Source organism: Mycobacteriales bacterium (assembly GCA_030697205.1).
In the GTDB taxonomy this organism is placed as follows: Bacteria; Actinomycetota; Actinomycetes; order Mycobacteriales; family SCTD01; genus JAUYQP01.
On sequence record JAUYQP010000006.1, the window covers coordinates 80,237 to 100,187 of the forward strand.

The 19,951-nt window shown below is 73.1% G+C and carries 18 protein-coding genes; 8 read left to right on the forward strand and 10 right to left on the reverse strand.

The annotated features are described in order from the left end of the window. Positions 1–11: 11 nt before the first annotated feature. Together Q8R60_01240 and Q8R60_01245 are read right to left on the reverse strand one after the other, a co-directional pair. Positions 12–1,676, reverse strand: a complete 1,665-nt coding sequence (locus Q8R60_01240; protein ID MDP3711092.1) for an LCP family protein — start codon at positions 1,674–1,676, stop codon at positions 12–14. Positions 1,677–1,888: 212 nt separating this feature from the next. Continuing rightward, positions 1,889–2,587, reverse strand: a complete 699-nt coding sequence (locus tag Q8R60_01245; protein MDP3711093.1) for a hypothetical protein — start codon at positions 2,585–2,587, stop codon at positions 1,889–1,891. Positions 2,588–2,799: 212 nt separating this feature from the next. Here Q8R60_01245 and Q8R60_01250 point away from each other — a divergent pair, with 212 nt between their 5' ends. The 8 genes from Q8R60_01250 (at position 2,800) to Q8R60_01285 (ending at position 10,520) form a co-directional block, all read left to right on the forward strand. After that, complete coding sequence (locus Q8R60_01250) at positions 2,800–3,453, forward strand: hypothetical protein (protein ID MDP3711094.1); 654 nt, start codon at positions 2,800–2,802, stop codon at positions 3,451–3,453. 92 nt (positions 3,454–3,545) lie between these two features. Then, positions 3,546–4,202, forward strand: a complete 657-nt coding sequence (locus Q8R60_01255; protein MDP3711095.1) for a hypothetical protein — start codon at positions 3,546–3,548, stop codon at positions 4,200–4,202. A 44-nt stretch (positions 4,203–4,246) separates the two neighbouring features. Beyond that, the gene (gene rfbB, locus Q8R60_01260) at positions 4,247–5,266 is read left to right on the forward strand and encodes a dTDP-glucose 4,6-dehydratase (protein ID MDP3711096.1); all 1,020 of its coding nucleotides are present in this window, start codon (positions 4,247–4,249) and stop codon (positions 5,264–5,266) included. Next, on the forward strand, positions 5,263–6,171 hold the full coding sequence (gene rfbD, locus Q8R60_01265; protein ID MDP3711097.1) for a dTDP-4-dehydrorhamnose reductase: 909 nt from the start codon (positions 5,263–5,265) through the stop codon (positions 6,169–6,171). Before rfbB ends, rfbD begins: the two co-directional genes overlap by 4 nt. A 116-nt stretch (positions 6,172–6,287) precedes the next feature. Continuing rightward, complete coding sequence (locus Q8R60_01270) at positions 6,288–7,781, forward strand: N-acetylmuramoyl-L-alanine amidase (GenBank protein MDP3711098.1); 1,494 nt, start codon at positions 6,288–6,290, stop codon at positions 7,779–7,781. Positions 7,782–7,790: 9 nt separating this feature from the next. Further along, complete coding sequence (locus Q8R60_01275) at positions 7,791–9,317, forward strand: glycosyltransferase (GenBank protein ID MDP3711099.1); 1,527 nt, start codon at positions 7,791–7,793, stop codon at positions 9,315–9,317. Between the two features lie 229 nt (positions 9,318–9,546). Further along, complete coding sequence (locus Q8R60_01280; protein MDP3711100.1) at positions 9,547–9,939, forward strand: hypothetical protein; 393 nt, start codon at positions 9,547–9,549, stop codon at positions 9,937–9,939. Continuing rightward, a complete protein-coding gene (locus Q8R60_01285) occupies positions 9,936–10,520 on the forward strand; it encodes a zeta toxin family protein (protein MDP3711101.1) in 585 nt (194 codons plus the stop codon). The genes Q8R60_01280 and Q8R60_01285 overlap by 4 nt, the downstream gene beginning before the upstream one ends. 172 nt (positions 10,521–10,692) lie before the next feature. Here Q8R60_01285 and Q8R60_01290 read toward each other — a convergent pair whose 3' ends face one another. The 8 genes from Q8R60_01290 to Q8R60_01325 are packed head-to-tail and all read right to left on the reverse strand — an operon-like array spanning position 10,693 to position 19,855. After that, positions 10,693–11,652: a hypothetical protein gene (locus Q8R60_01290; GenBank protein ID MDP3711102.1), complete on the reverse strand. Its 960-nt coding sequence runs from the start codon at positions 11,650–11,652 to the stop codon at positions 10,693–10,695. Continuing rightward, entirely contained in the window at positions 11,652–12,965 is a 1,314-nt protein-coding gene (locus Q8R60_01295; GenBank protein ID MDP3711103.1) for a glycosyltransferase, read from the reverse strand. The genes Q8R60_01290 and Q8R60_01295 overlap by 1 nt, the downstream gene beginning before the upstream one ends. Further along, complete coding sequence (locus Q8R60_01300) at positions 12,962–14,023, reverse strand: glycosyltransferase family 1 protein (GenBank protein MDP3711104.1); 1,062 nt, start codon at positions 14,021–14,023, stop codon at positions 12,962–12,964. Before Q8R60_01300 ends, Q8R60_01295 begins: the two co-directional genes overlap by 4 nt. 19 nt (positions 14,024–14,042) lie before the next feature. Further along, on the reverse strand, positions 14,043–15,596 hold the full coding sequence (locus Q8R60_01305; protein ID MDP3711105.1) for a glycosyltransferase: 1,554 nt from the start codon (positions 15,594–15,596) through the stop codon (positions 14,043–14,045). Continuing rightward, the gene (locus Q8R60_01310; GenBank protein MDP3711106.1) at positions 15,593–16,942 is read right to left on the reverse strand and encodes a glycosyltransferase family 2 protein; all 1,350 of its coding nucleotides are present in this window, start codon (positions 16,940–16,942) and stop codon (positions 15,593–15,595) included. The genes Q8R60_01305 and Q8R60_01310 overlap by 4 nt, the downstream gene beginning before the upstream one ends. Continuing rightward, positions 16,935–17,762 carry a class I SAM-dependent methyltransferase gene (locus Q8R60_01315; protein ID MDP3711107.1) on the reverse strand — a complete coding sequence of 276 codons (828 nt, stop codon included), beginning with the start codon at positions 17,760–17,762 and terminating at the stop codon, positions 16,935–16,937. The genes Q8R60_01310 and Q8R60_01315 overlap by 8 nt, the downstream gene beginning before the upstream one ends. Further along, positions 17,759–18,976, reverse strand: a complete 1,218-nt coding sequence (locus Q8R60_01320) for an ABC transporter ATP-binding protein (GenBank protein MDP3711108.1) — start codon at positions 18,974–18,976, stop codon at positions 17,759–17,761. The genes Q8R60_01315 and Q8R60_01320 overlap by 4 nt, the downstream gene beginning before the upstream one ends. Continuing rightward, complete coding sequence (locus Q8R60_01325; protein MDP3711109.1) at positions 18,977–19,855, reverse strand: ABC transporter permease; 879 nt, start codon at positions 19,853–19,855, stop codon at positions 18,977–18,979. Positions 19,856–19,951: the final 96 nt, after the last annotated feature.

Sequence of the window (19,951 nt, forward strand, 5' to 3'; positions counted from 1 at the left end):
GGTCCAGGCGCTCAGGCCGTGCAGGGGTCGTCCTGCGCCGTGACGACCTTGGGGGTCGCCGACGCGGTGGGCGCCTTGGTGGGGGAGGCGCTACCCGTCACGGTGACAGCCTTGGCGCCGGAGTAGGCCGAGCCCACGACGACCTCGAGGACGTTGCCGAGCGACGGGTCCTCCTGGACGACCGCGCCGGGCAGCGCAGCCGCGAGGGTGCGCGCGGAGTCGGCCTTGTCGGGGCCGTGCAGCACGGTGGTGCCGGTGGCGCCGCTGCCGCGGTTCTCCGGGATCCCCGACATCTGGAATCCGATCTCGGTGAGGTCGGCGGCGGCCTTGCGACCCAGACCGGCGACGCCGGCACCGTTGTAGACCTTCACCCGGATGCTGCCCGGCTTGACGATGAGCGGGTCGCCGCTGGCCGTGGCGGTCGGCTTGGGCTTGGGGCTGTCGGGGGCCTCGTCGCGGCGCAGCGCGTCGAACAGCGCGGTGGCCTTGTCATCGTCGATGAGCACGACCGACTCGCGGTTGCGGTAGGCGGCGATGTCGGTGATCGGGATCGTCGCGAAGCTCACGCCGCCGGCATTGAAGCTCTTGAAGCGGATCGCGAGGTCCTTGAGGTCGCCGACCGTCAGGTCGTTGTCGACCTGCAGGCTCGAGGTCGCGACGTCGAGGAAGCCGGTCAGCTTGAGCGGGTTGGCCAGCGTGCCGGCCGAGAGCACCTTGCGGACCATCGAGCCCAGGAACTGCTGCTGGCGGGTGATGCGGTCGATGTCACCGCCGGCGAGGCCGTGGCGCTGGCGCACGAAGGCGAGCGCGGTGCGTCCGCCGATCTTGTGGCGACCGGCGGGCAGGTCGATGCCGGAGAACCTGTCCTTCGCCGGCTTCGACAGGCAGACCTCGACGCCACCGAGCTTGTCGACCATGGACTGGAAGCCCTGGAAGTCGATCTGCATGTAGTGGTCGACGCGGATCTGGGTGAGGTTCTCGATCGTCGCGATGAGCAGCGGCGGACCGCCGGTGGAGAAGGCGGAGTTGAGCTTGCCCTTGCGCGCGGAGGTGGTCTTGCCGGACTTCGGGTCGGTGAAGGCCGGGATGCTCACGTAGGAGTCGCGCGGGAACGACACCAGTTGGGCCTTGTCGCTGCTGCCGTAGAGGTGCGCGAGGATCACGGTGTCGGAGCGCTGGCCGGTCACGAAGGTGTCGCCGCTGCCCTGGAACTCCCCGCCCGCATCGGTGTCGCCGCGCGAGTCCGACCCCACGATGAGGATGTTCTGCGCGTCACGCGGCGCGGCGGCCGGCGCCTCGGCCCGGCTGCCGCCGAAGACGTCGATGCGCGCGATGTTGGCGTCGTACTTGTTGACCAGGACGTAGAGCGCGGTCGACGTGCCGAGGATGACCACCGACATCGACACCGCGACCCACGACAGGACGCGCGCCCAGCGCCGCTTGGTCGGCGGGCGGCGCGACGGCGGCGGCACGACACGCTGGGTGGCGGGGCGCGGGGGCAGCGAGCTGCGGGCCACGCCGCGGTAGGCCGCGGTGGCGCGTTCGGCCGCCCGGTCAGGGGCCCCCCCGCCGCGCGGGTCGAGCTCGGGCGGCAAGGGGCGGCGCCCAGGGCGTGCGCCCGGGTCGTCCCAGTCCCTGCCGTCGCTCACGTCGTCCCTCTCGTCGGTGTGGCTCACTCCCGAGGACGCTCGCGGGCGCAGGGAGGTTCCACAGGTGCCGCGGGCCTGCCGCGGAGCCTGTCGTTGTCACCTTGAGGTTACCGTCGTGAGACCTGCTGCACGCCTGTCGTGACGCGCGACACGGTGACCTGCTGGCCCCTGGACCACGCAGCCAGGAGTACGCCGGACGAGCTCCCGACGTACTCCTGGCCGTGTAGGTCAGACGTGCGTCAGCCGACCTTGAAGGTCGCCTCGGACGTGCCGTCGTCGACCTGCCCGGTACCGAGGCCGTAGGCGCCACCGAACGTCGGGACCCCGGCAGGGATCTGAGCACCCTGGAAGTCCTCGATCTCGTTGACCTCGAAGAACAGGCCAGTCAGCGTCGAGCCGGGCTTGAACTCCTTGGGCAGGGCCGACATCGGCACGGTCCAGGTGATGGTCGCCCCGTCGATCTTCGGCATGTCGATGGAGGTGAGGCGGGTGACGCCGGTGAGGTTGTCACGCAGCGCCGACTGCGGGATGGAGGGGTCACTGCTCTTGGCGGTGTAGTAGACCGGCCCGAGGAAGGCCGCCTCGTCGCCGCCCGGGCGGCCGAGCATGCGGTAGACGAGGCTGGTGCCCGCGGGCGGCGTGGGTGCCGCAGACAGGACGGTCTTCACGGTGAAGCCCGTGACGGTGGTGACCTTCTTCTTCTTCACGACCTTGGTCACCGTCGTGGGCTCCCAGGTGACCGACAGGACATCGGCGTAGGCCTGGTTGCCGACCGGCGTGGGCTCGCCGCCCTCGACCACCGTGGGGGTGAAGTTGGCGTCGCCGGCGGGGTCGGTGACCTGGGGTGCCGCGGGAGCGGCACCCGCCGGGGTCAGTGCGAGGGCTGTCGCGGCGACGGTGGCGGCGACGAGGGCGGGACGGACGAGGCGGCTGCGCACGGGGCTGCTCCTGGCTGCGTGGTGGACCGGGGTTCGCACCTGCGGGTGCTCGTCGACGAAGAGTCGTGAGCGGTCCCCGAGGTTCGGTCCGGGTGGCTGGGTGCCCGGGGATTTCGACGCGACGCGACCCGGCACCTGCCTCGCTGCGGCAGGAAGTCGCGGCTCGACGGTGAATCCACCTGTCACCCAGACCGCCGATCCCGGAGCCCACTGTGCGCCCTCCTTCCCGCCCGCTCGTCCTGCTCGCGGCCTCTGCGGCCCTCGTGACGGGGGCGGCGGCTGCCTCGGCCGCACCGAAGAAGCCCGCTCCGGTCAAGCCGGTGTGCAACCTCGTCGTCGACGACGCCGGTGACACCTTCCTGCTGCGCAACCAAGAGGTGCCGGGCGTCTACGGCCCGCAGGAGGACGCCCTCGACATCGTGAGCGCCGACCTCGCGAGCGACACCAAGCGCATCACCGCAGTCATCCGCGTGAAGAAGCTCGCCACCACGATCGCCACGGGCGTCGGCCAGGGCTACGAGCTGCAGTTCCTCAACGACGGTGAGAACACGCTCTACCTCAGCGCCACCATCACCAATGGCACGCAGGCGTTCAGCGTGGGATTCCGCGACCCGACCGCGAACACCGCGACCTCCCTGGGTGACGCCTCGGGTGTCTTCGACCTGGCCAAGAACGAGGTCCGCATCAGCGCCCCCGTGTCCGCCTTCAGCGCCCAGGGGACCGGCGTGAAGCCCGGCACGCTGCTGTCGATCGGGACGATCACCGCGTCGCGCAACCTCGTCGCCGTCAACGTCTTCGCCGACGTCAACGAGGGCGGCACGACCTACAAGGCCGGTGCTCCGTCCTGCGTGAAGCCCGGCAAGTAGCGCCTGGGGCAGGACCGCGGCCCCTCGCGTCGAACACCTCACCCAGCACGCGGGTGCACCCAGCCACCCGTCCCGTCCTCGCAGGAGATCTCATGAAGCTCACCCGTCCCGCTCTCGCCCTCGCGGCTGTCGCCGCTCTGGCCGTCGGCCTCGTACCGGCCCAGGCCGCCCAGGGTCCCGTCGTCCTCACCGATGTCGCCGGTGACGCCAACGGCGTCAACGGCCAGGGCTTGGTCGACGGCGGCCCCAACAACATGGCGACCGCGCCGGCGTCCATGGCGTCGATGGACATCGTGTCCGTGACGCTGACCAACACGGGCACGACCCGCAAGGTCAAGCAGGGGAAGAAGGTCGTCAGCGTCTTCGACTGCACCGGCTTCACAGCGACCCTCGAGCTGGGTGCCGCGCCGTTCCAGAGCGCGATCTACCGCGTGACCGGCACCGCACCGGTCAACGTCGGCACGTGGTGGCTCACGTTCACCAACGACGCCACTGGAGCGCTCGGCCAGGTGCAGTACTCGGCCGACGGCGCCGACCCGCTCGCGGGCGGGGTCGTCGACGTCCCCGTCAAGGTCGAGGGCAGCAAGGTCACCTGGACCGTCAGCAAGGGCGTCATCAAGACCACCGGGGAGAAGCTCGGCTTCGACTGGAGCGGTATCGGCGCCCACTCCCGCGTCATCGCCGGTGTGGCCACGGTGCCGTTGATCGACGACACGCCCGCCGAGACGTTCTTCAAGCCCTGCGGCTGACCGCCCGACCCTGTGACGGGGTGCGTCTGGGAGACTCCGTCCCCATGCGCACCCTCGTCACCGGAGGCGCCGGTTTCATCGGCGCGAACTTCGTCCACTGGACCCGTCAGCACCGACCCGACGTCGAGCTGACCGTGCTCGACAAGCTCACCTACGCCAGTGACGGGTCGAGCCTCGAGCCGGTCCGCGGCGACGTGGAGCTGGTCGTGGGCGACATCGCCGACACCGCGCTGGTCGACCGGCTGGTCGCGCAGTCCGACCTCGTCGTGCACTTCGCGGCGGAGAGCCACAACGACAACTCGCTGTCGGACCCGTCGCCGTTCGTGCAGACCAACGTCGTCGGCACCTTCTCGATCCTCGAGGCGGTGCGCCGCCACGGCGTGCGGCTGCACCACGTCAGCACCGACGAGGTCTACGGCGACCTCGAGCTCGACGACCCGGAGCGCTTCAGCGAGACGACGCCCTACAACCCGTCCTCGCCGTACTCCGCGACCAAGGCCGGCTCGGACCTCCTGGTGCGCGCGTGGGTCCGCTCCTTCGGCATCACCGCGACCATCAGCAACTGCAGCAACAACTACGGGCCCTACCAGCACGTCGAGAAGTTCATCCCGCGCCAGATCACCAACGTCATCGACGGCCAGCGGCCGCGGCTCTACGGCGACGGCCTCAACGTCCGCGACTGGATCCACGTCGACGACCACAACAGCGCGGTCTGGACCATCGTCGACAAGGGCACGAGCGGCGAGACCTACCTCATCGGTGCCGACGGCGAGAAGACCAACCGCGAGGTGGTCGCGGCGATCCTGCGCGCCTTCGACCGCGACCCGGCCGACTACGACCACGTGAGTGACCGGCCCGGCCACGACCGCCGCTACGCGATCGACTCCAGCCGGCTGCGCACCGAGCTCGGCTGGGCCCCGGCCTACGCCGACTTCGACGAGGGCCTGCGCCAGACGGTCCAGTGGTACCGCGACCACGAGGCCTGGTGGCGGCCGGCCAAGGGCGCGACCGAGTCGAAGTACGCCGCCGCCGGCGAGACGGTCACCGGGGGGGCGACAGCGTGACGCTGGCGCTGCTCATCACCGGCTGCAAGGGCCAGCTCGGCAGCGAGCTCGTCCGGCGGGCGCACCGCGAGGCCGACATCCCCTTCGCCCGCGGCATCGACCTGCCCGAGGTCGACCTCACCGACCCCTTCGCGGTCCGTGACACCGTCGAGGAGTGGGCCCGCGTCGTGCGCTCCGACTCGCCGAACCACCGGCTCGTCGTCCTCAACCCCGCTGCCTACACCGCCGTCGACAAGGCCGAGGAGGACGAGGAGACGGCGTACGCCGTGAACGCGGCCGCACCCGCCCTGCTCGCCACCGCGTGCGCGTCCGTGGGTGCCCGGATGGTGCAGCTGTCGACCGACTACGTCTTCCCCGGTGACGCCAACCAGCCCTACGAGGTCGACGACCCGAAGGGCCCGACCAACGCCTACGGCCGCACCAAGCTGGCGGGCGAGCTCGCCGTGCGCGACCTGCTCCCCGACGCGTCCTACGTCGTGCGGACCGCCTGGCTCTACGGCCGGGGCGGGCCCAACTTCGTCAAGACGATGGCGCGGCTGGAGCGCGAGCGCGAGACGCTCACCGTGATCGACGACCAGGTCGGGTCGCCGACGTGGGCGGGTGACCTCGCGGCCGCGCTGCTGGCGCTGGCCCGCTCGGACGCGCCGGCCGGCAGCTACCACGGCACCAACCGCGGCTCGACGACCTGGAACGGCTTCGCCCGCGCCGTCTTCGAGGAGCTCGGCGCCGACCCGGAGCGGGTCCAGCCCACGGACTCGGCGTCGTTCGTCACGGCGGCCACCCGGCCGGCGTACTCCGTGCTCTCGCCTCGGGCGTGGGACGGGGCCGGGCTGCCGCCCCTGCCGGGCTGGCGCGAGGCCCTCGCCGAGGCGTTTCGCGTAGAGGGCGACGCATTGCGAGGGTGAGTCTTGCCTGACTCGGGGGTGGAGTGCGGCGTGTCGGGCGCCGAGACAGGTGACAGTGGACCGACCGGCCCGGGGGAGCCGGTGAGCCACCCTGCCCCGACCCCAGGAGCCCCACCGTGCGCCGCCACAGCTCTGCCGCCGTCCTCACCGGCCTGACCCTGCTCGCCTCCGGGATCGTGGTGGGCCTGCCCGTGACGGCTGCCTCCGCCGCCCGGCCGACGCCGGTGGAGCCCTCGGTGGCGCGGCTCGCGCTGACCTCGGTCGACGCGACGTCGGTGCGCCGGCTGCCCGGGCCGCTGTCGCGCCGGCCGCTGCTGCTGTCTGCTCCGCGCGTGACCCGGGACTTCACGACCGTCGGCGTCACGTGGCGCCACGACGAGCGGGTGCGCGGGGTCGCCGTGCAGCTGCGCTGGCGCAGCGCTGGTCGCTGGTCGGGCTGGCGGTCGCTCGAGGTCGACGCCGACCACGCCCCCGACCCCGGCTCAGTGGAGGACACCGCGACGGTCCGCGACGGCACCGCGCCGCTGTGGGTCGGGCCGTCGGACGGCGTGCAGGTGCGGGTCGACCAGCGCCGCGGCGCCCGCCCGCGCGACGTGCGCATCGAGCTGGTCGACCCGGGCTCCTCGCCCGCTGACGCCCCCGTGTCGCTGCCGCGCTCGGTGGCCCGCGCGGCCCAGCCGCGGCCGGAGATCGTCACCCGCGCGCAGTGGGGCGCCGACGAGTCGATCCGGCGCGGCGAGCCGACCTACACCAGCCCGGCGAAGGTCGGCTTCGTGCACCACACCGCGACCGCCAACGGCTACTCGCAGGCGCAGGCCGCGGCGATGGTGCGCTCGGTCTACGCCTTCCATGTGAAGAGCCGTGGGTGGTCCGACATCGGCTACAACCTGCTCGTCGACCGGTTCGGCCGGGTCTACGAGGGGCGGGCCGGTGGGGTCGACCGCTGGGTGCTGGGCACCCACACCGGCGGCCACAACAGCGCGAGCTTCGCGGTGTCGCTGCTCGGCAGCTACGACTCGTCGTCGCCGGGCGCGAGCACGATGGCGGCGCTGCAGAAGACGCTCGCGTGGAAGCTCGGGCTCGCCTACCGCAACCCGGCGGGCACCACCACCCTCACCTCGGCGGGAGGCGGCACGTCGCGCTTCGCCGCAGGGACGACCAACTCCTTCGCGGTCGTGAGCGGTCATCGCGACGCCGGCACGACCGCCTGCCCCGGGGCCGCGACCTACGCCCGGATGGGCGAGATCAGGCGGGGGGTCACGGCGTACCTGGGTGCGGGCTTCGTGTCGCCGTCGCTGGTCGACGGCGCCGAGCGGGTGCAGGGCTCGACGCAGCCGGTCACCCTCGCGACCCGCACCGTCAACCGCACCGACTGGCGGCTCGAGGTCTCGCGCGGTGGGCAGGTCGTGCGCACCCTGACCGGCACCGCCGACGGGGCGCTCGTGCCGCAGTGGGACCTCACCTTCGACGGCGGCTACCCGGCGCTGCCGGGGACCTACGCGCTGCGCCTCACCGGCACCGGCGCCGACGGCAGCGTGGCGCTGCCTTGGACGACGAGCGTGCGGGTGACCGGCACGGGCACGTCCCGCTGGCGGCCGGTGTCCCGCTAGGGTCGTGGCATGACCGGACCCGCTGGCCGGGCCGGCCGGGCCGCCGTCTACAACCGCTACTGGACCACCGGCGGTGGGGCCGAGAAGTACGGCGGGGCGGTGGCCGAGCACCTGTCCCGGCGAGGCCCCGTGGAGCTGCTCACCCACGAGCCCTTCGACCGCGACGCCCTCGCCGAGCGGCTCTCGCTCGACCTGTCGGGCTGCACCGTGCGCGAGGTCCCGCACGCCTCCGCGGCCGTCACCGACGCGAGCCGCGACGTGGACCTCTTCGTCAACGTCAGCCACCGCAGCCGCGACGCCTCTGCCGCAGCCCGCAGCCTCTACGTCGTGCACTTCCCGACCGCCTTCGGCTCCGCCGAGCCCGCCCGGGCCGACGGCGCGGTCGTCGAGTGGGGCACCGGCTTCCACCAGCCCGACGGGCGGGTCACCTGGACCGACGGGCGGGCGTCGCTGCTCGTCACGACCGACCCGGGTCGCCCCGTCGACCTCACCCTGCTGCTCGGCTTCCAACGGCCCGCGGCCGCCGGCCCGGCCGAGGTCCGCGTCGTCGTCGACGGGGCGGTTGTCGCCACGACGGTGCTCGACCGCCCGCGCCAACTGCTCGAGCGGGCCACCGGCCGGGCCCTGCGTGTCCGCGTGGCGAGCCCCGCACCGGGCGTCGCGGCCGAGGTGGTGCTCGAGTCGGGGTCCTTCGTGCCGGCCGACGTCGTCGGGGGCGACGACCGGCGGACTCTCGGCGTACCCCTGGCTGCGGTGTCGGTCGGGCGGTCACCGCTGGCGCTGCTCCCCGGCCGGGCGCTGGCGCCGTCGACGTCGATGCGCTGGCTCGACAGCTATGACGCGGTGGTCTCCAACTCGGCCTTCACGCAGGAGTGGGTGCGCCGTCGCTGGGGCGCCGACAGTGCGGTGCTCTTCCCGCCGGTCAGCCTGCGGTCACCGGCGCCCAAGGAGCGGGTCGTGCTCAGCGTCGGCCGCTTCTTCCCGACCGGGCAGGGCCACTCCAAGAAGCAGCTGGAGATGGTCGCGGCCTTCCGCGCGCTCGTCGACGATGGCCTGCGCGACTGGGAGCTGCACCTTGTCGGCGGCTGCTCCGACGGCGGCCGCGGCTACCTCGCCTCGGTCGAGGCCGCTGCGTCGGGCTACCCCGTGGTGCTGCACGTCAACGCGAGCGGCACCGAGCTCGAGGAGCTCACGTCACGGGCCTCGGTCTACTGGCACCTGGCCGGGCTCGGCGAGGACCCGGAGCGGGATCCCGATCGGCTCGAGCACTTCGGGATCTCGACCGTGGAGGCGATGTCGGCCGGCGCGGTGCCGGTGGTGCTCGCTGCCGGTGGCCTGGTCGAAACGGTCCGCGACGGCGTCGACGGATTCCACGTGCGCGACGTCGCGGAGCTGGTGGCCCGCACGCGTGACCTCACCGCGGACCCGGTCCGGCTGGCCGGCCTGTCGGTGTCGGCGGCTGCGCGGGCGCGGGACTTCTCGGTGGAGGCGTTTGGTCGGAGGCTCGACGAGGTGGTCGACTCCCTGGGTCGCTGAGCGGGGGTCGTGCCGCGAGCCCCGTTCCCCTGCAAGATCAACAGGTGATCTGCACGAGACACTCCGGCGGTTTCCGTGCAAGCCGCCTGATGATCATGAGGTGGTGGGTGGGCGACCGGCTACGACCGCCGCTGGGGCGCGTAGGTCGGCTGCACCACCCCCGGGAGTGCAGCCGGTGTGTTGCAGAGTGCTACGCTCGTTGCACTTCGTCACGAGAGCGAGCGGTCTGATGAGCCAGAGCAACGACCGGGTCACCCGGTTCGCGGGCGACCTGATCGACAGCGCGGCCGTCGAAGGCGCCCGGCAGAGCCGATCCGCCAAGCAGCAACTCGACCACTGGGCCCGCGTCGGCCGGTCCGTGAGCATGCATCACACGGCTGCCAGGCGACGCGTCGAAGCCGCGCTCGACGGAACGCTCGCGCTCACCGAGCTGAGCGCGGACGAACGCCTCGTCGTCAACGCGGAGATCGACGCCGCGATCCAGGAGCGCCTGCACGCCACCGACTACGGGGCGCGGCTCGCCGCCGAAGGCATCACGACCGTCGCGCTCGACGAGGGCGGCAACCTGATCGAGCACCACCCGGACGGCACCAGCAACCCGCTGCCGGCACCGGCTCGGTGACCCGGCTCGACCTCGTCGTCGGCCCGAACGGCGCCGGCAAGTCCACCTTCGTCCGCTACACCCTGAGCCCGACGATCCCGTGGTCGGTGTTCGTGAACGCCGACGAGATCGCGCGCCAGCGCTGGCCCCACGCGCCGGAGGCGCACTCCTACGACGCGGCCCGCATCGCGGCCGACACGCGCAACGCGCTCATCACGGCGGGCATGCCGCTGATTGCCGAGACCGTCTTCTCCCACCCGAGCAAGCTCGACCTGGTGCGCACCGCGATCGCCGCCGGCTACGACGTGCACGTCCACGCGCTGCTCGTGCCCCCCGACCTGTCCGTCGCCAGGGTCGCCCGGCGGGTCGCCGCCGGCGGCCACGACGTCCCCGAGGACAAGATCCGGGAACGCTCCGCGCGGCTGTGGCCGCTCGTCGCGGACGCGATCCTGCTCGCGACCAGCGCGACCGTCTACGACGGCAGCCACCTGGACGGACCTCGACCCGCCGCGATGTTCGCGGGCGGCCTGCCGATCGGCGCCCCGACCTGGCCGGCGTGGGCGCCCCCGGCTCTCACCAGCAGGTGGCCCGCGACCGGCTGACCGGTGGACGTCTCAGCACCTTCGCTTCCCGTCGCCAGAAAGCGAAGAACGGCACCGCCTCGGCGGTTGAGCGGTTCCGCGCGTTGATCACGTCGGTGGTCGGGCGCCATGCCCGTCGCGGACGTGCGCGGCTGTCCGTGGAGGCGCCGCGCGGGGTCAGTCGAGCAAGTGGTCAGGGGCGGCGCTGGGCGCGCAAGGCGGCGGCGAGGGCGGCTCGCTGCGCGCGGTCGCGCAAGGTGGGGTCACCCACGGTGCGGCTGCGGGCCTGGCGCAGAGCCTGACCGACGGCACCCGGTCGGTGGTCGGGCGCGAGGGCGGGCGCCCGCTCACCGGCGAGCACCTCGAGCTCGTAGCGCCTCCACCGCACGACCTTGTCGACGGCAGCGTCGTACGACGTGTCGTCGGGGTCCATCCCCTCGAAGACCTGACCCGGTGCGTAGTGCTCGAGGAAGCAGTTCTCGAAGGCGAGCATCGCCGGGTCGAGCGTCGCCTGCCAGGTGGAGGGGTCGTCGGGCCATCCGAGGGTGAGGTAGGGCTCGGGGTCCTCGAAGCGGTCGGGGTGCAGGGCACCGGCGACATTGAGGTACGACGTCCACTCGCACAGCGGGTGGCGGGCAGCGGCGGGCGCGAGCAGCTCCATCGCCTCACGCAGCAGCGCGCGGTCGACGACCTGCGGCATGTGGGAGGCATAGGCCCGGCGCGGCATGCCGTGCAGGGCGAGGACCTGGCGCATCGCGAGCTGCCCGGCGTCGAACGAGGTCGCGCGGGTCTCCCAGTCGTCGAGCCAGCCGAAGGAGTAGCGGCGGTAGCGGCCGTCGCGGACCCACGTCGACTCGGGCAGGTCGACCAGCGGCCGGCTGTCGTCGTCGCTGGAGAGGAAGACCGGCCGGACCGCGTCGCAGTCGGCGAGGGCGGCGCGCAGGGTGAAGTTGCGGGTCTGGTGGTCGCGCGGCCCGGAGCCCGCGAGCAGTTCCTCGTCGGTGACGACCTCCACGCCGAGCGCGGTCATCTCGGCGCGCAGCCGCTCCGGCGCGACGACGAGCACCTCGTCGACGAAGCGCAGGTGGGCCCGGACGAAGCGCATCGTCCCGGCGAGCACGGCGGGTCGCGCGCTGAGGAACACGATCTGCATCAGGGCTGCTCCACGTCGTCGGGTCCCGGGGCGGGGTCGTGCCAGCGTCCCAGCACCGGCAAGTCGGCGTCGACGACCGACGCGCCACCGCGGACCGCGCGCCGGTCGGCGAGGACCGCGGGCAGCAGCCGCAGCGCGCGGGCCAGCGCCCGCAGCCGTCGGGTGGTGAGGACCGGCTCGGGGGCGCGCCGGTCACGGAGGCGAGCGACGACGTCGCCGCGCAGCTGCCGCCCGACGAGGCGCACCGACTCGAGCCAGGCGGCGCGGGCCGCGCCGGCGGGCGCGCACTTGGCGACGGTGAGCAGCCGGTTGCTCTCGTGCTGTACGTCGTAGAGCGCGGAGCCGTGGCCGATGGTGGTCGAGTGCGCGTGGCGGACCCGCGCCTCCGGGACGTAGGCGTAGCGCCAGCCGCGCAACAGGCCGCGCCACGACAGGTCGGTGTCTTCGTAGTAGAGGAACCACCGCGGGTCGAACAGCCCGGCGTCGCGCAGGTAGCCGGCACGCAGCAGCACCGCGGCGCCGCACCAGGCGGGCACGTCTGTCGGCTGGGCGAAGGTCGGCCCGTCGGGCTGGTGGTAGCCGCGGTTGAGCCCCAGCCCGTGCACACCGATGACCGACCCGGCGTTCTGCACCACGGGCACCGCCGGCCCGCCGAGCGGCACCGACACGGTGGTCGCCCGGCGGTCGACGTCGACGGCGACCTCGTGCCCGCCGGAGCGCAGCGTGACCCGGCTGGGCTCGTGCGCCCGCAGCCGCAGCGCCACGACGGTGCCGTCGGTTGCGGTGCTGCGCAGGACGCTGCCGTCACCGATCGTCCAGGCGACGCCGCGCTGCCAGCGCCGCCGGACCCGCGGCCCGGTGAGGTGCCAGCGGTCGGCGCCCTCGACGGCGAGCAGGTCGAGCGACGCCCGAGCCGTGCCATCCAGTCCGACCGCCACCTCGCGGTAGTCGCCGTCGAGCAGGATCAGCGGGCAGGCCGCCCCGAGCCCGGGGTCGATGGCGAGCGCGTCGGCGAGCAGCCGCAGGCAGTCGGGGGCGACGACCGCGTCGGGGTTGACGACCGCGACGAGGTCGACGCCGTCGAGGTCGGTGACGACCCGGTTGACCGCGGGGTAGCCGAGGTTGCCGGGGGAGCGGTGCACCCGCACCGCGGGCAGCTCGGCCTCGATCCGCTCGACGCTGCCGTCGGTCGAGCCGTTGTCGACGACGACGACCTCGAGCTCGCCGGGCCAGTCGCTCGCGAGCAGCGCCCGCAGGCCGCCGAGCACCTCCGCCCCGCCGTTGTAGTTGACGACGACCGCCCGCAGCCTCACGACAGCACCTGCTCGTAGACCGCCCGCGTGCGCTCGGCGGACAGCGCCCAGGTGAAGGGCGCGGCGTGGTCGCGCCGGGCCTGCGCCTCGCCCGGGTCGGCCAGCGCCGCGGTGATCGCGGCGGCGAAGGACTCGGCGTCGCCGACATCGGCGTAGCGCACGACGTCGCCCCCGACCTCGCGCAGCACCGGCAGGTCGCTCGCGACGACAGGCGTCCCAGCGGCGAGCGCCTCGAGCACCGGCAGTCCGAAGCCCTCGTCGCGGCTCGGCAGCACCAGGGCGGACGCGCCCGCGACCACCGGTCGCAGCACGTCCTCGTCGAGGTAGCCGGTTGTCACGCACCCGCTCACGTCGAGCTCGGCGCCCCAGCCGGGCGGCCCGACGAGCACCAGCGGCGGCGCGTCGGGCAGCTGCCGGACCGCGGCGAGCAGGGTCGCGAGGGCCTTGCGTGGCTCCAGCGTGCCCACGAAGAGCAGGTACGCCGACGGCAGTCCGAGAGCGCGCCGCAGCGGTGCGTCGACCGACTGCGCCGTGCGCCACGCGTCGGCCACCCCGTGCGGGACTGCGACGACGGGGACCGTAGGCGAGTAGGCCTCGCGGACCTGCTCGGCGACGGCCTCGCTCGGGGTGATGACCGCGCCGGCGCGGCGCAGCGAGCGCGGCACGAGGTCGCGGTAGCGGGCGCTCGCGGTCGAGACCGTCTCGGTGAGGCGCAGGTAGGCCAGGTCGTGCACGGTGACGACACCACGCGCGCGGCGCAGCGGAGGCAGCACGAAGTTGGTCGCGTGGAAGACGTCGACCCGGCCCGCCAGCAGCTCGACCGGCGGCCACTCCGCCCGGGCCCACAGCTCCTGCAGGGCGCGGGCCGGCGCCGGGCGGGCGGCGACCGCGACGCCGCGCGGGACGACGTCGCCGAGCGCCCCCCGACCTCGAAGGGTGAAGGCGGTCGCGACCAGGTCGTCCGGGCCGTCGCGCAGCGCGTCGAGCAGGGCGGCGGTGTAGCGGCCGATGCCGGTGCGGGTACCGAGCAGCGGCGTCGCGTCGAGCCCGACCCTCACGGCGCGGCCTGGGACGCGGTCATCCGAGCAGCGAGTGCTTCGCGACGATCGCGTGCCACCGGTCGGCGAAGGCGTTCTCGCTGAAGACCTGGGCCCGCTCGATCGCCGAGGTGGCGAGCCGGGTCCGCAGCGCCTCGTCGGAGGCGACCGCGACGGTGCGCTCGACGAGCTGCTCGGTGGTCTGCCAGCGGTAGCCGTCGACGGCTTCGCGCACGATCTCCTTCTGCCCCGCGCGGTCGATGACCACCGGCACGCAGCCGGCCGCCATCGCCTCGACGGTCGTCATGCCGAAGTGCTCGCTGGCCCACGGCTCCTTGTCCTCCGAGGCCCCGAGCCCGGTGGCGGACCAGAAGACCGACGACGTCGTCAGCAGCCGCTCGACCTCGCCGCGCGCGACGTTGGTGAGGACCTCGACCGGTGCACCGGCGCCCGCTGCCCGGACCTGCTCGACGTAGCCCCTCTGCGACTCCTCCATGCCCCCCAGGACGTAGAAGGTCCAGCCCGGCAGCTGCCCGGCACGCGAGGCGCGCACGAAGGTCTCGACCATCTCGAGCTGGCGCTTGGAGTGGCCGAGGCCCGGCGCGAAGAAGCGCCCGACGGTGATGACGGCCTTCTCTCGCTGCGGCGACGGGTCGAGCCGCTGCACCTGGATCGGCGGGAAGAGCACGTCGGCGTCGGTCTGCCACAGCTGGTCGATCCAGCCGCGGGTGAAGTCGCTGTTGGCCATCACCGCGTCGTAGGAGCCGAGGAAGGACAGGTCGCGCGGGTTGCGCAGCAGCCACGGGTAGCGGTGGGCGAGGGTCTGCCGGGGGCCGTAGTGGCCGCCGTCGAAGCGCATCCGCGACACCGCGACGCCGAGGTCGCGCGGGTCGCTGCCGCCGGGGGTGAAGGTCTCGGCCCGGAAGTGCAGCTCGGTGCCGCGCACCGAGGCGGGCACGGGCACCTTGTGGAGCACGAAGTCGGCGGTGACCCGAGTCTCGAACCAGACCGCGCCATGCTCGTCCTCGACGCGCAGGTCGACCGGGCGAGGCAGGCCGGGGCCACCGAGCTCCAGGCGCAGGACGCGGTCGCGCTCGCTCGGCGGCAGCACGAGGATCGCGTCGCCCGAGGCCCAGATCCACGTCCGACGACGGCCGCCCTCCGGGGGGTACCACCCGGTGCCGAAGTCCAAGCCGCCGGCGTGGGCGCTGACGAGGTGGCCGACCCGCCGGGTGAGGAAGCGCCGCCACGGCTCGAGGTCGGCGTCGAAGGGGGTGGGGAAGTAGCAGAGGTACGCCGCCTTGGCGCTGCGGGGCGCGAGCCGGCTCATGTAGGAGCCGTTCACGAACAGGTCGTAGTCCTCCGACAGCGCGGCCGTCGCGAGGTCGCCGCGGTCCGGCACGATGCGCAGGCCGACCTTCGACAGGTCGAGCCCGAGGTGGTCGGCGAGCTCGTCCTTGTCGACGTCGGTGTGGCCGACGAGGTCGACCTCGACGCCGTCGTGCGACAGCACCGAGGCGATCATCCCGGAGTGGCGCTCACCGCCGCCCTGGCTGTGCCAGAAGCGGTTGTAGACCGCGGCCCGCTTCGTCATCGCGAGGTCACCAGCCAGCCCTCGAGCTCGGCGCGCGGCACCTGCGCGCTGCGGCCGAGCGCGCGCCGCTTGCGCAGCATCCGGGGCGCGAGCCGCAGCAGCGACAGCAGGACGCGCAGCCGCATCCGCAGAGGGCGCACCGCCGGGCGGCGGCCGCGCAGGACGGCCTTCACGGCGGTCAGCACCATCGCCAGGGTGTCGGCGACGAAGGCCACGAGCTCGTGGCGGGCGCGCGGCCAGGTGGCGTCCTTGGCCAGCATGAGCAGCCGGTTGCGGGTGGTGTGGAAGGTGAAGACCGGCGACCACTCCACCGCGCTCGCGGAGTGGACGTGGCGGACCACGGCCGTGGGCTCGTAGCGGATCGACCAGCCCGCGGCGCGCAGCCGCCACGACAGGTCGGTGTCCTCGTAGTAGAGGAAGAAGTCGTCGTCGAACCAGTCGACCTCACGGCCGGCCGCGGTGCGGAACGCGACGGCGCACCCGCACATCGCGAAGACGTCGGCGGGCTCGTCGTACTGCCCCTCGTCGACCTCCTGGTAGCCGCGGTCCGCGCCGTAGCCGGCGGTGAGCACGATCGAGCCGGCGTTGTTGACGACGTCGACCGACGGGGTGCCCTCGGGCAGGACGAACGTCGACTCGCCGCCGGTCGCCGTGACCGCCAGCGACGCCGCTCCGCCGGTCCACGACAGCGCGGCGGGCTTGTCGGTCTCGGCGGCCCAGGAGACCGTCACGGTGTGGGGGCCGCTCGCGCCCTCGGGCAGCGGGAGCAGCAGGTCGCCGCTCGGGCGCGACCAGCGGAAGCGGCCGTCGCCGACGCCCTCCGGCCCCCAGGTCAGCGACTCCCACAGCACCCGCTCGGTGACGTCGGTGCCGTCGACGACGACCGACCGGAAGCGCAGGCCGAGCTCGCGCGGGTCGGCGCCGCCGGGGGTGAAGCCGGGGGTCTCGAGGTGCAGCCGCACGAAGCGGGGCTGGAAGACCACCTTGCTGGTGACTGCCGCGAGCCGCTCCCCGCCCGGTGCGTCGAAGGGCTCGAGCAGCCGCTCGAGCCAGTCGGGCTCGGGGGTCGCGTCGTTGTTGAGCAGCACCGCGAACGGTGTCGTCACCTCGCGCAGCGCGGTGTTGTTGCCGCCCGCGAAGCCGCGGTTGTCGTCGTTGCGCAGCACCCGCACCCAGGGGTAGTCGCGGGCGAGCAGCTCGAGTGAGCCGTCGCTGCTCGCGTTGTCGACGACCCAGGTGTGGAAGGGCGTGGTGGTCTGCTGGGCCGCGAGGGCGTCGAGGCAGGAGGGGAGCAACCGGGCGCCGTTCCAGTTGACGACGACGACGGTCGCGCGCGGGTCAGCCACGGGCGGGCTTGCGGGCGACGACGTAGATCTCGTTGGAGGGATAGAGCTGGTCGAGCAGGTGGGCGTAGGACAGCCGCAGCGCGCCGAGCTCCTCCTGGGTCGCCTGCAGCCGCTCCATGAGGACGCCGACGAAGTGGCCCATGGCGTACCAGGGAGAATCGGGGTCGGTCTTGCCCTTGCTCTTCGGGTCGGTGATGCGCTGCAGAGCGACCGCGAGGTCGGGGCGCAGGTCGGCGTCGACGTGGGTCGTCGGGGCGAGCGTCTCCGGCGGGGCACCCGGCCGGTTGCGCGGGTTGCCGCCGGTCTCGACGACCTCGAGGCCCGCCTCGGCGCAGTAGAAGGCGAGCAGCCGCTGCTCGTAGAAGCGCACGTGGGTCGGGTCGCGCCAGAAGTCGTGGCCCATCACGGCGAGGCAGGCGGCGTTGGGGGTCGCGGCGACGAAGTGGCCACCGGGCGCGAGCGCACGGGCGGACTCGCGGACCACCTCGGCCACGACCTCGGGCTGCAGGTGCTCGACGAAGTGGGCGCTGAAGACCCCGCCGAGCGTTGCCTCGCCCGCCTCGCGCAGGCCGGCGACCGCGTCGGCGAGCCGCACGTCGAAGCCCTCGGCGCAGCCCTGCTCGACCATGCCCTCGTCGATGTCGACGCCGTAGGCGGTGACGCCCGCCTCGCGCAGCAGCCCGAGCATCTCCCCCCGGCCGGGCGCGAGCTCCAGCACCGGGGACTGCTCCAGCCACGGCAGGTAGTGCCGCAGGCCCTCCCGGGTGTTGTCCGGGTCGTAGCCCATGTAGGCGTAGTAGTCGCTCTCGAGCCGGGTCACGACGACGCCACCGTGCCCGTCACGGTGCTGGTGACGGTGCTCGTCGCCGGCACGGTGAGGATCCCGGGCAGGGCTCCGCTGGTCATCCAGAACACCTCGTCGAAGCTGCGGGCGGTCACGGGGTTGCCGGTCGTCGTCTCGTCGACCTGCACTGCGATGCGGTAGGCGCCGTTGAGCGCCGGCGTCGCGGGCACGTCGAAGTCCACCAGGTAGCGCCCCGGCACGGCGGGCACGCCCTGGCCGGCGGGGGTGCGCATCGACCACACGGGGATGTCGCCGGCGCCCATGACGACGGCGTGGACCTCGCCGGAGTAGGCGCCGTCGCTGCGCGGCTCGACCTCGACCTCGACCCGCAGGTGGAAGGGCTGGCCGGCGGTCAGCGCCGCCGCAGGTGGGCCGCCGCGCTCGGCCGACACGGTCGCGCCGCGGACCAGGATGCCGCCCATCTCGCGCGGCCCCTCGGGCTCGCCGACAGGCCGGTCGGTGCCGAGGATGCGGCGCAGGGTGCCGACCGCGAAGGCCGCGTCCCCGTCGTACTGCACTCGTCCGTGGTCCACGACGATCCCGCGGGTGCACAGTGCCTCGACCTGGTCGAGGGAGTGGGTGACCAGCAGGATCGTCTTGCCGGCCTCCTGGAACTCCGCGATCGTGGCCAGGCACTTGCGCTGGAAGGCCTCGTCGCCGACCGCCAGCACCTCGTCAACGAGCAGCACGTCGGGGTCGACGTGGACGGCGATCGCGAAGGCGAGCTTGACGTACTCCCCGGAGGAGTAGTGGCGCACCGGGTCGTCGATGCGCGGGCCCTGCTCGGAGAAGTCCACGATCCGGTCGAACAGCCCGTCGACCTCGCGGCGGGTCAGGCCGAGCAGCGCGGCGTTGAGGTAGACGTTGTCGCGGCCGGACAGGTCGCCGTTGAAGCCGGCCCCGAGCTCGAGCAGCGACGCGATGCGGCCCTGCACCTCGACCTCGCCGGAGGTGGGGCGCAGGATCCCCGACAGCACCTTGAGCAGGGTGGACTTGCCGGCGCCGTTGGGTCCGATGAGGCCGACGGTCTCGCCGCGGCCGACGGTCACGTCGACGTCGCGCAGCGCCCAGAACTCGCCGGTCGCGCCACCGGTGCGGCGCACCAGCCGCTCCTTGAGCGACGAGGCGCGGCGCGAGTGGGTGACGAAGCGCTTGGATACCCCGCTCGCCCGGATGACCGCGTCGCCCACCTAGAGCTCCTCGGCGAAGTCGGCCTGCATCCGGCTGTAGACCCGGCGGGCGAAGACGAACAGCGCACCGGCGATGGCGAAGCCGATCGCCAGGTTCTGCAGGTAGAAGACGTAGCCCGGGTCGGCCAGCGCGTGCTCGGCGCGGCCGGTCTCGGTGTTGACGTAGTCGTCCTGCACGAAGATCGCCCGCTGGAAGGTTGTCACGACCGTGGCCATCGGGTTCAGGAAGTAGAGCCAGAACCACTCGTCGAGCTCGTCACGCACGAGGCTCGAGGTGTAGAGGATCGGGTTGGCCCAGAACCACACGAGCATCGCGATCTCGATGAGGTGGGCGGTGTCGCGGTAGCGCACGTTGAGCGCGGCGACGAGGTAGCTCAGGCCGGTCGCGAACAGCAGCAGCAGCGCGAGCGCCGGGACGATGAGCAGGAACGCCGGGCTGAGGTCGGGCCGCGCGACGGCGGTGACGACGAGCAGCAGGACGAGCTGCAACGCGAAGTGGACGACCGCGTAGCCCACCGCCGACAGCGGGAGCACCTGCAGCGGGAAGCGCACCTTCTTCACCAGGCCGGCGTTGCCGACGACGGTGCCGCTCGCGGAGGTGACCGCGGAGGAGAAGGCCGTCCAGGCCAGCAGCCCGCACATCAGGTAGATCGGGAAGCCGGGGACGCCGTTGGACAGCACCACGCTGAAGATCAGGTAGTAGATGCCCATGAGCAGCAGCGGGTTGGCCAGCGACCACAGGAAGCCGACCGCCGAGCCCTGGTACTTGACCTTGAGGTCCTTGCGGACGAGCTGGACGAGCAGCTCCCAGCGCACCGAGCCCTGGGCGCGGGCCCGGGCGTCACCGGTGCTGGCGGGGGTGGGCGCCGCGAGGGCCACGGGCGACACCCTCCCTCGGGCTCGGACCGGTCGTCTGGACGTCTGGAGCATAGACGTGGCGGACCCGCCGGACCGCGCTGCACACGCAGTCGGCAC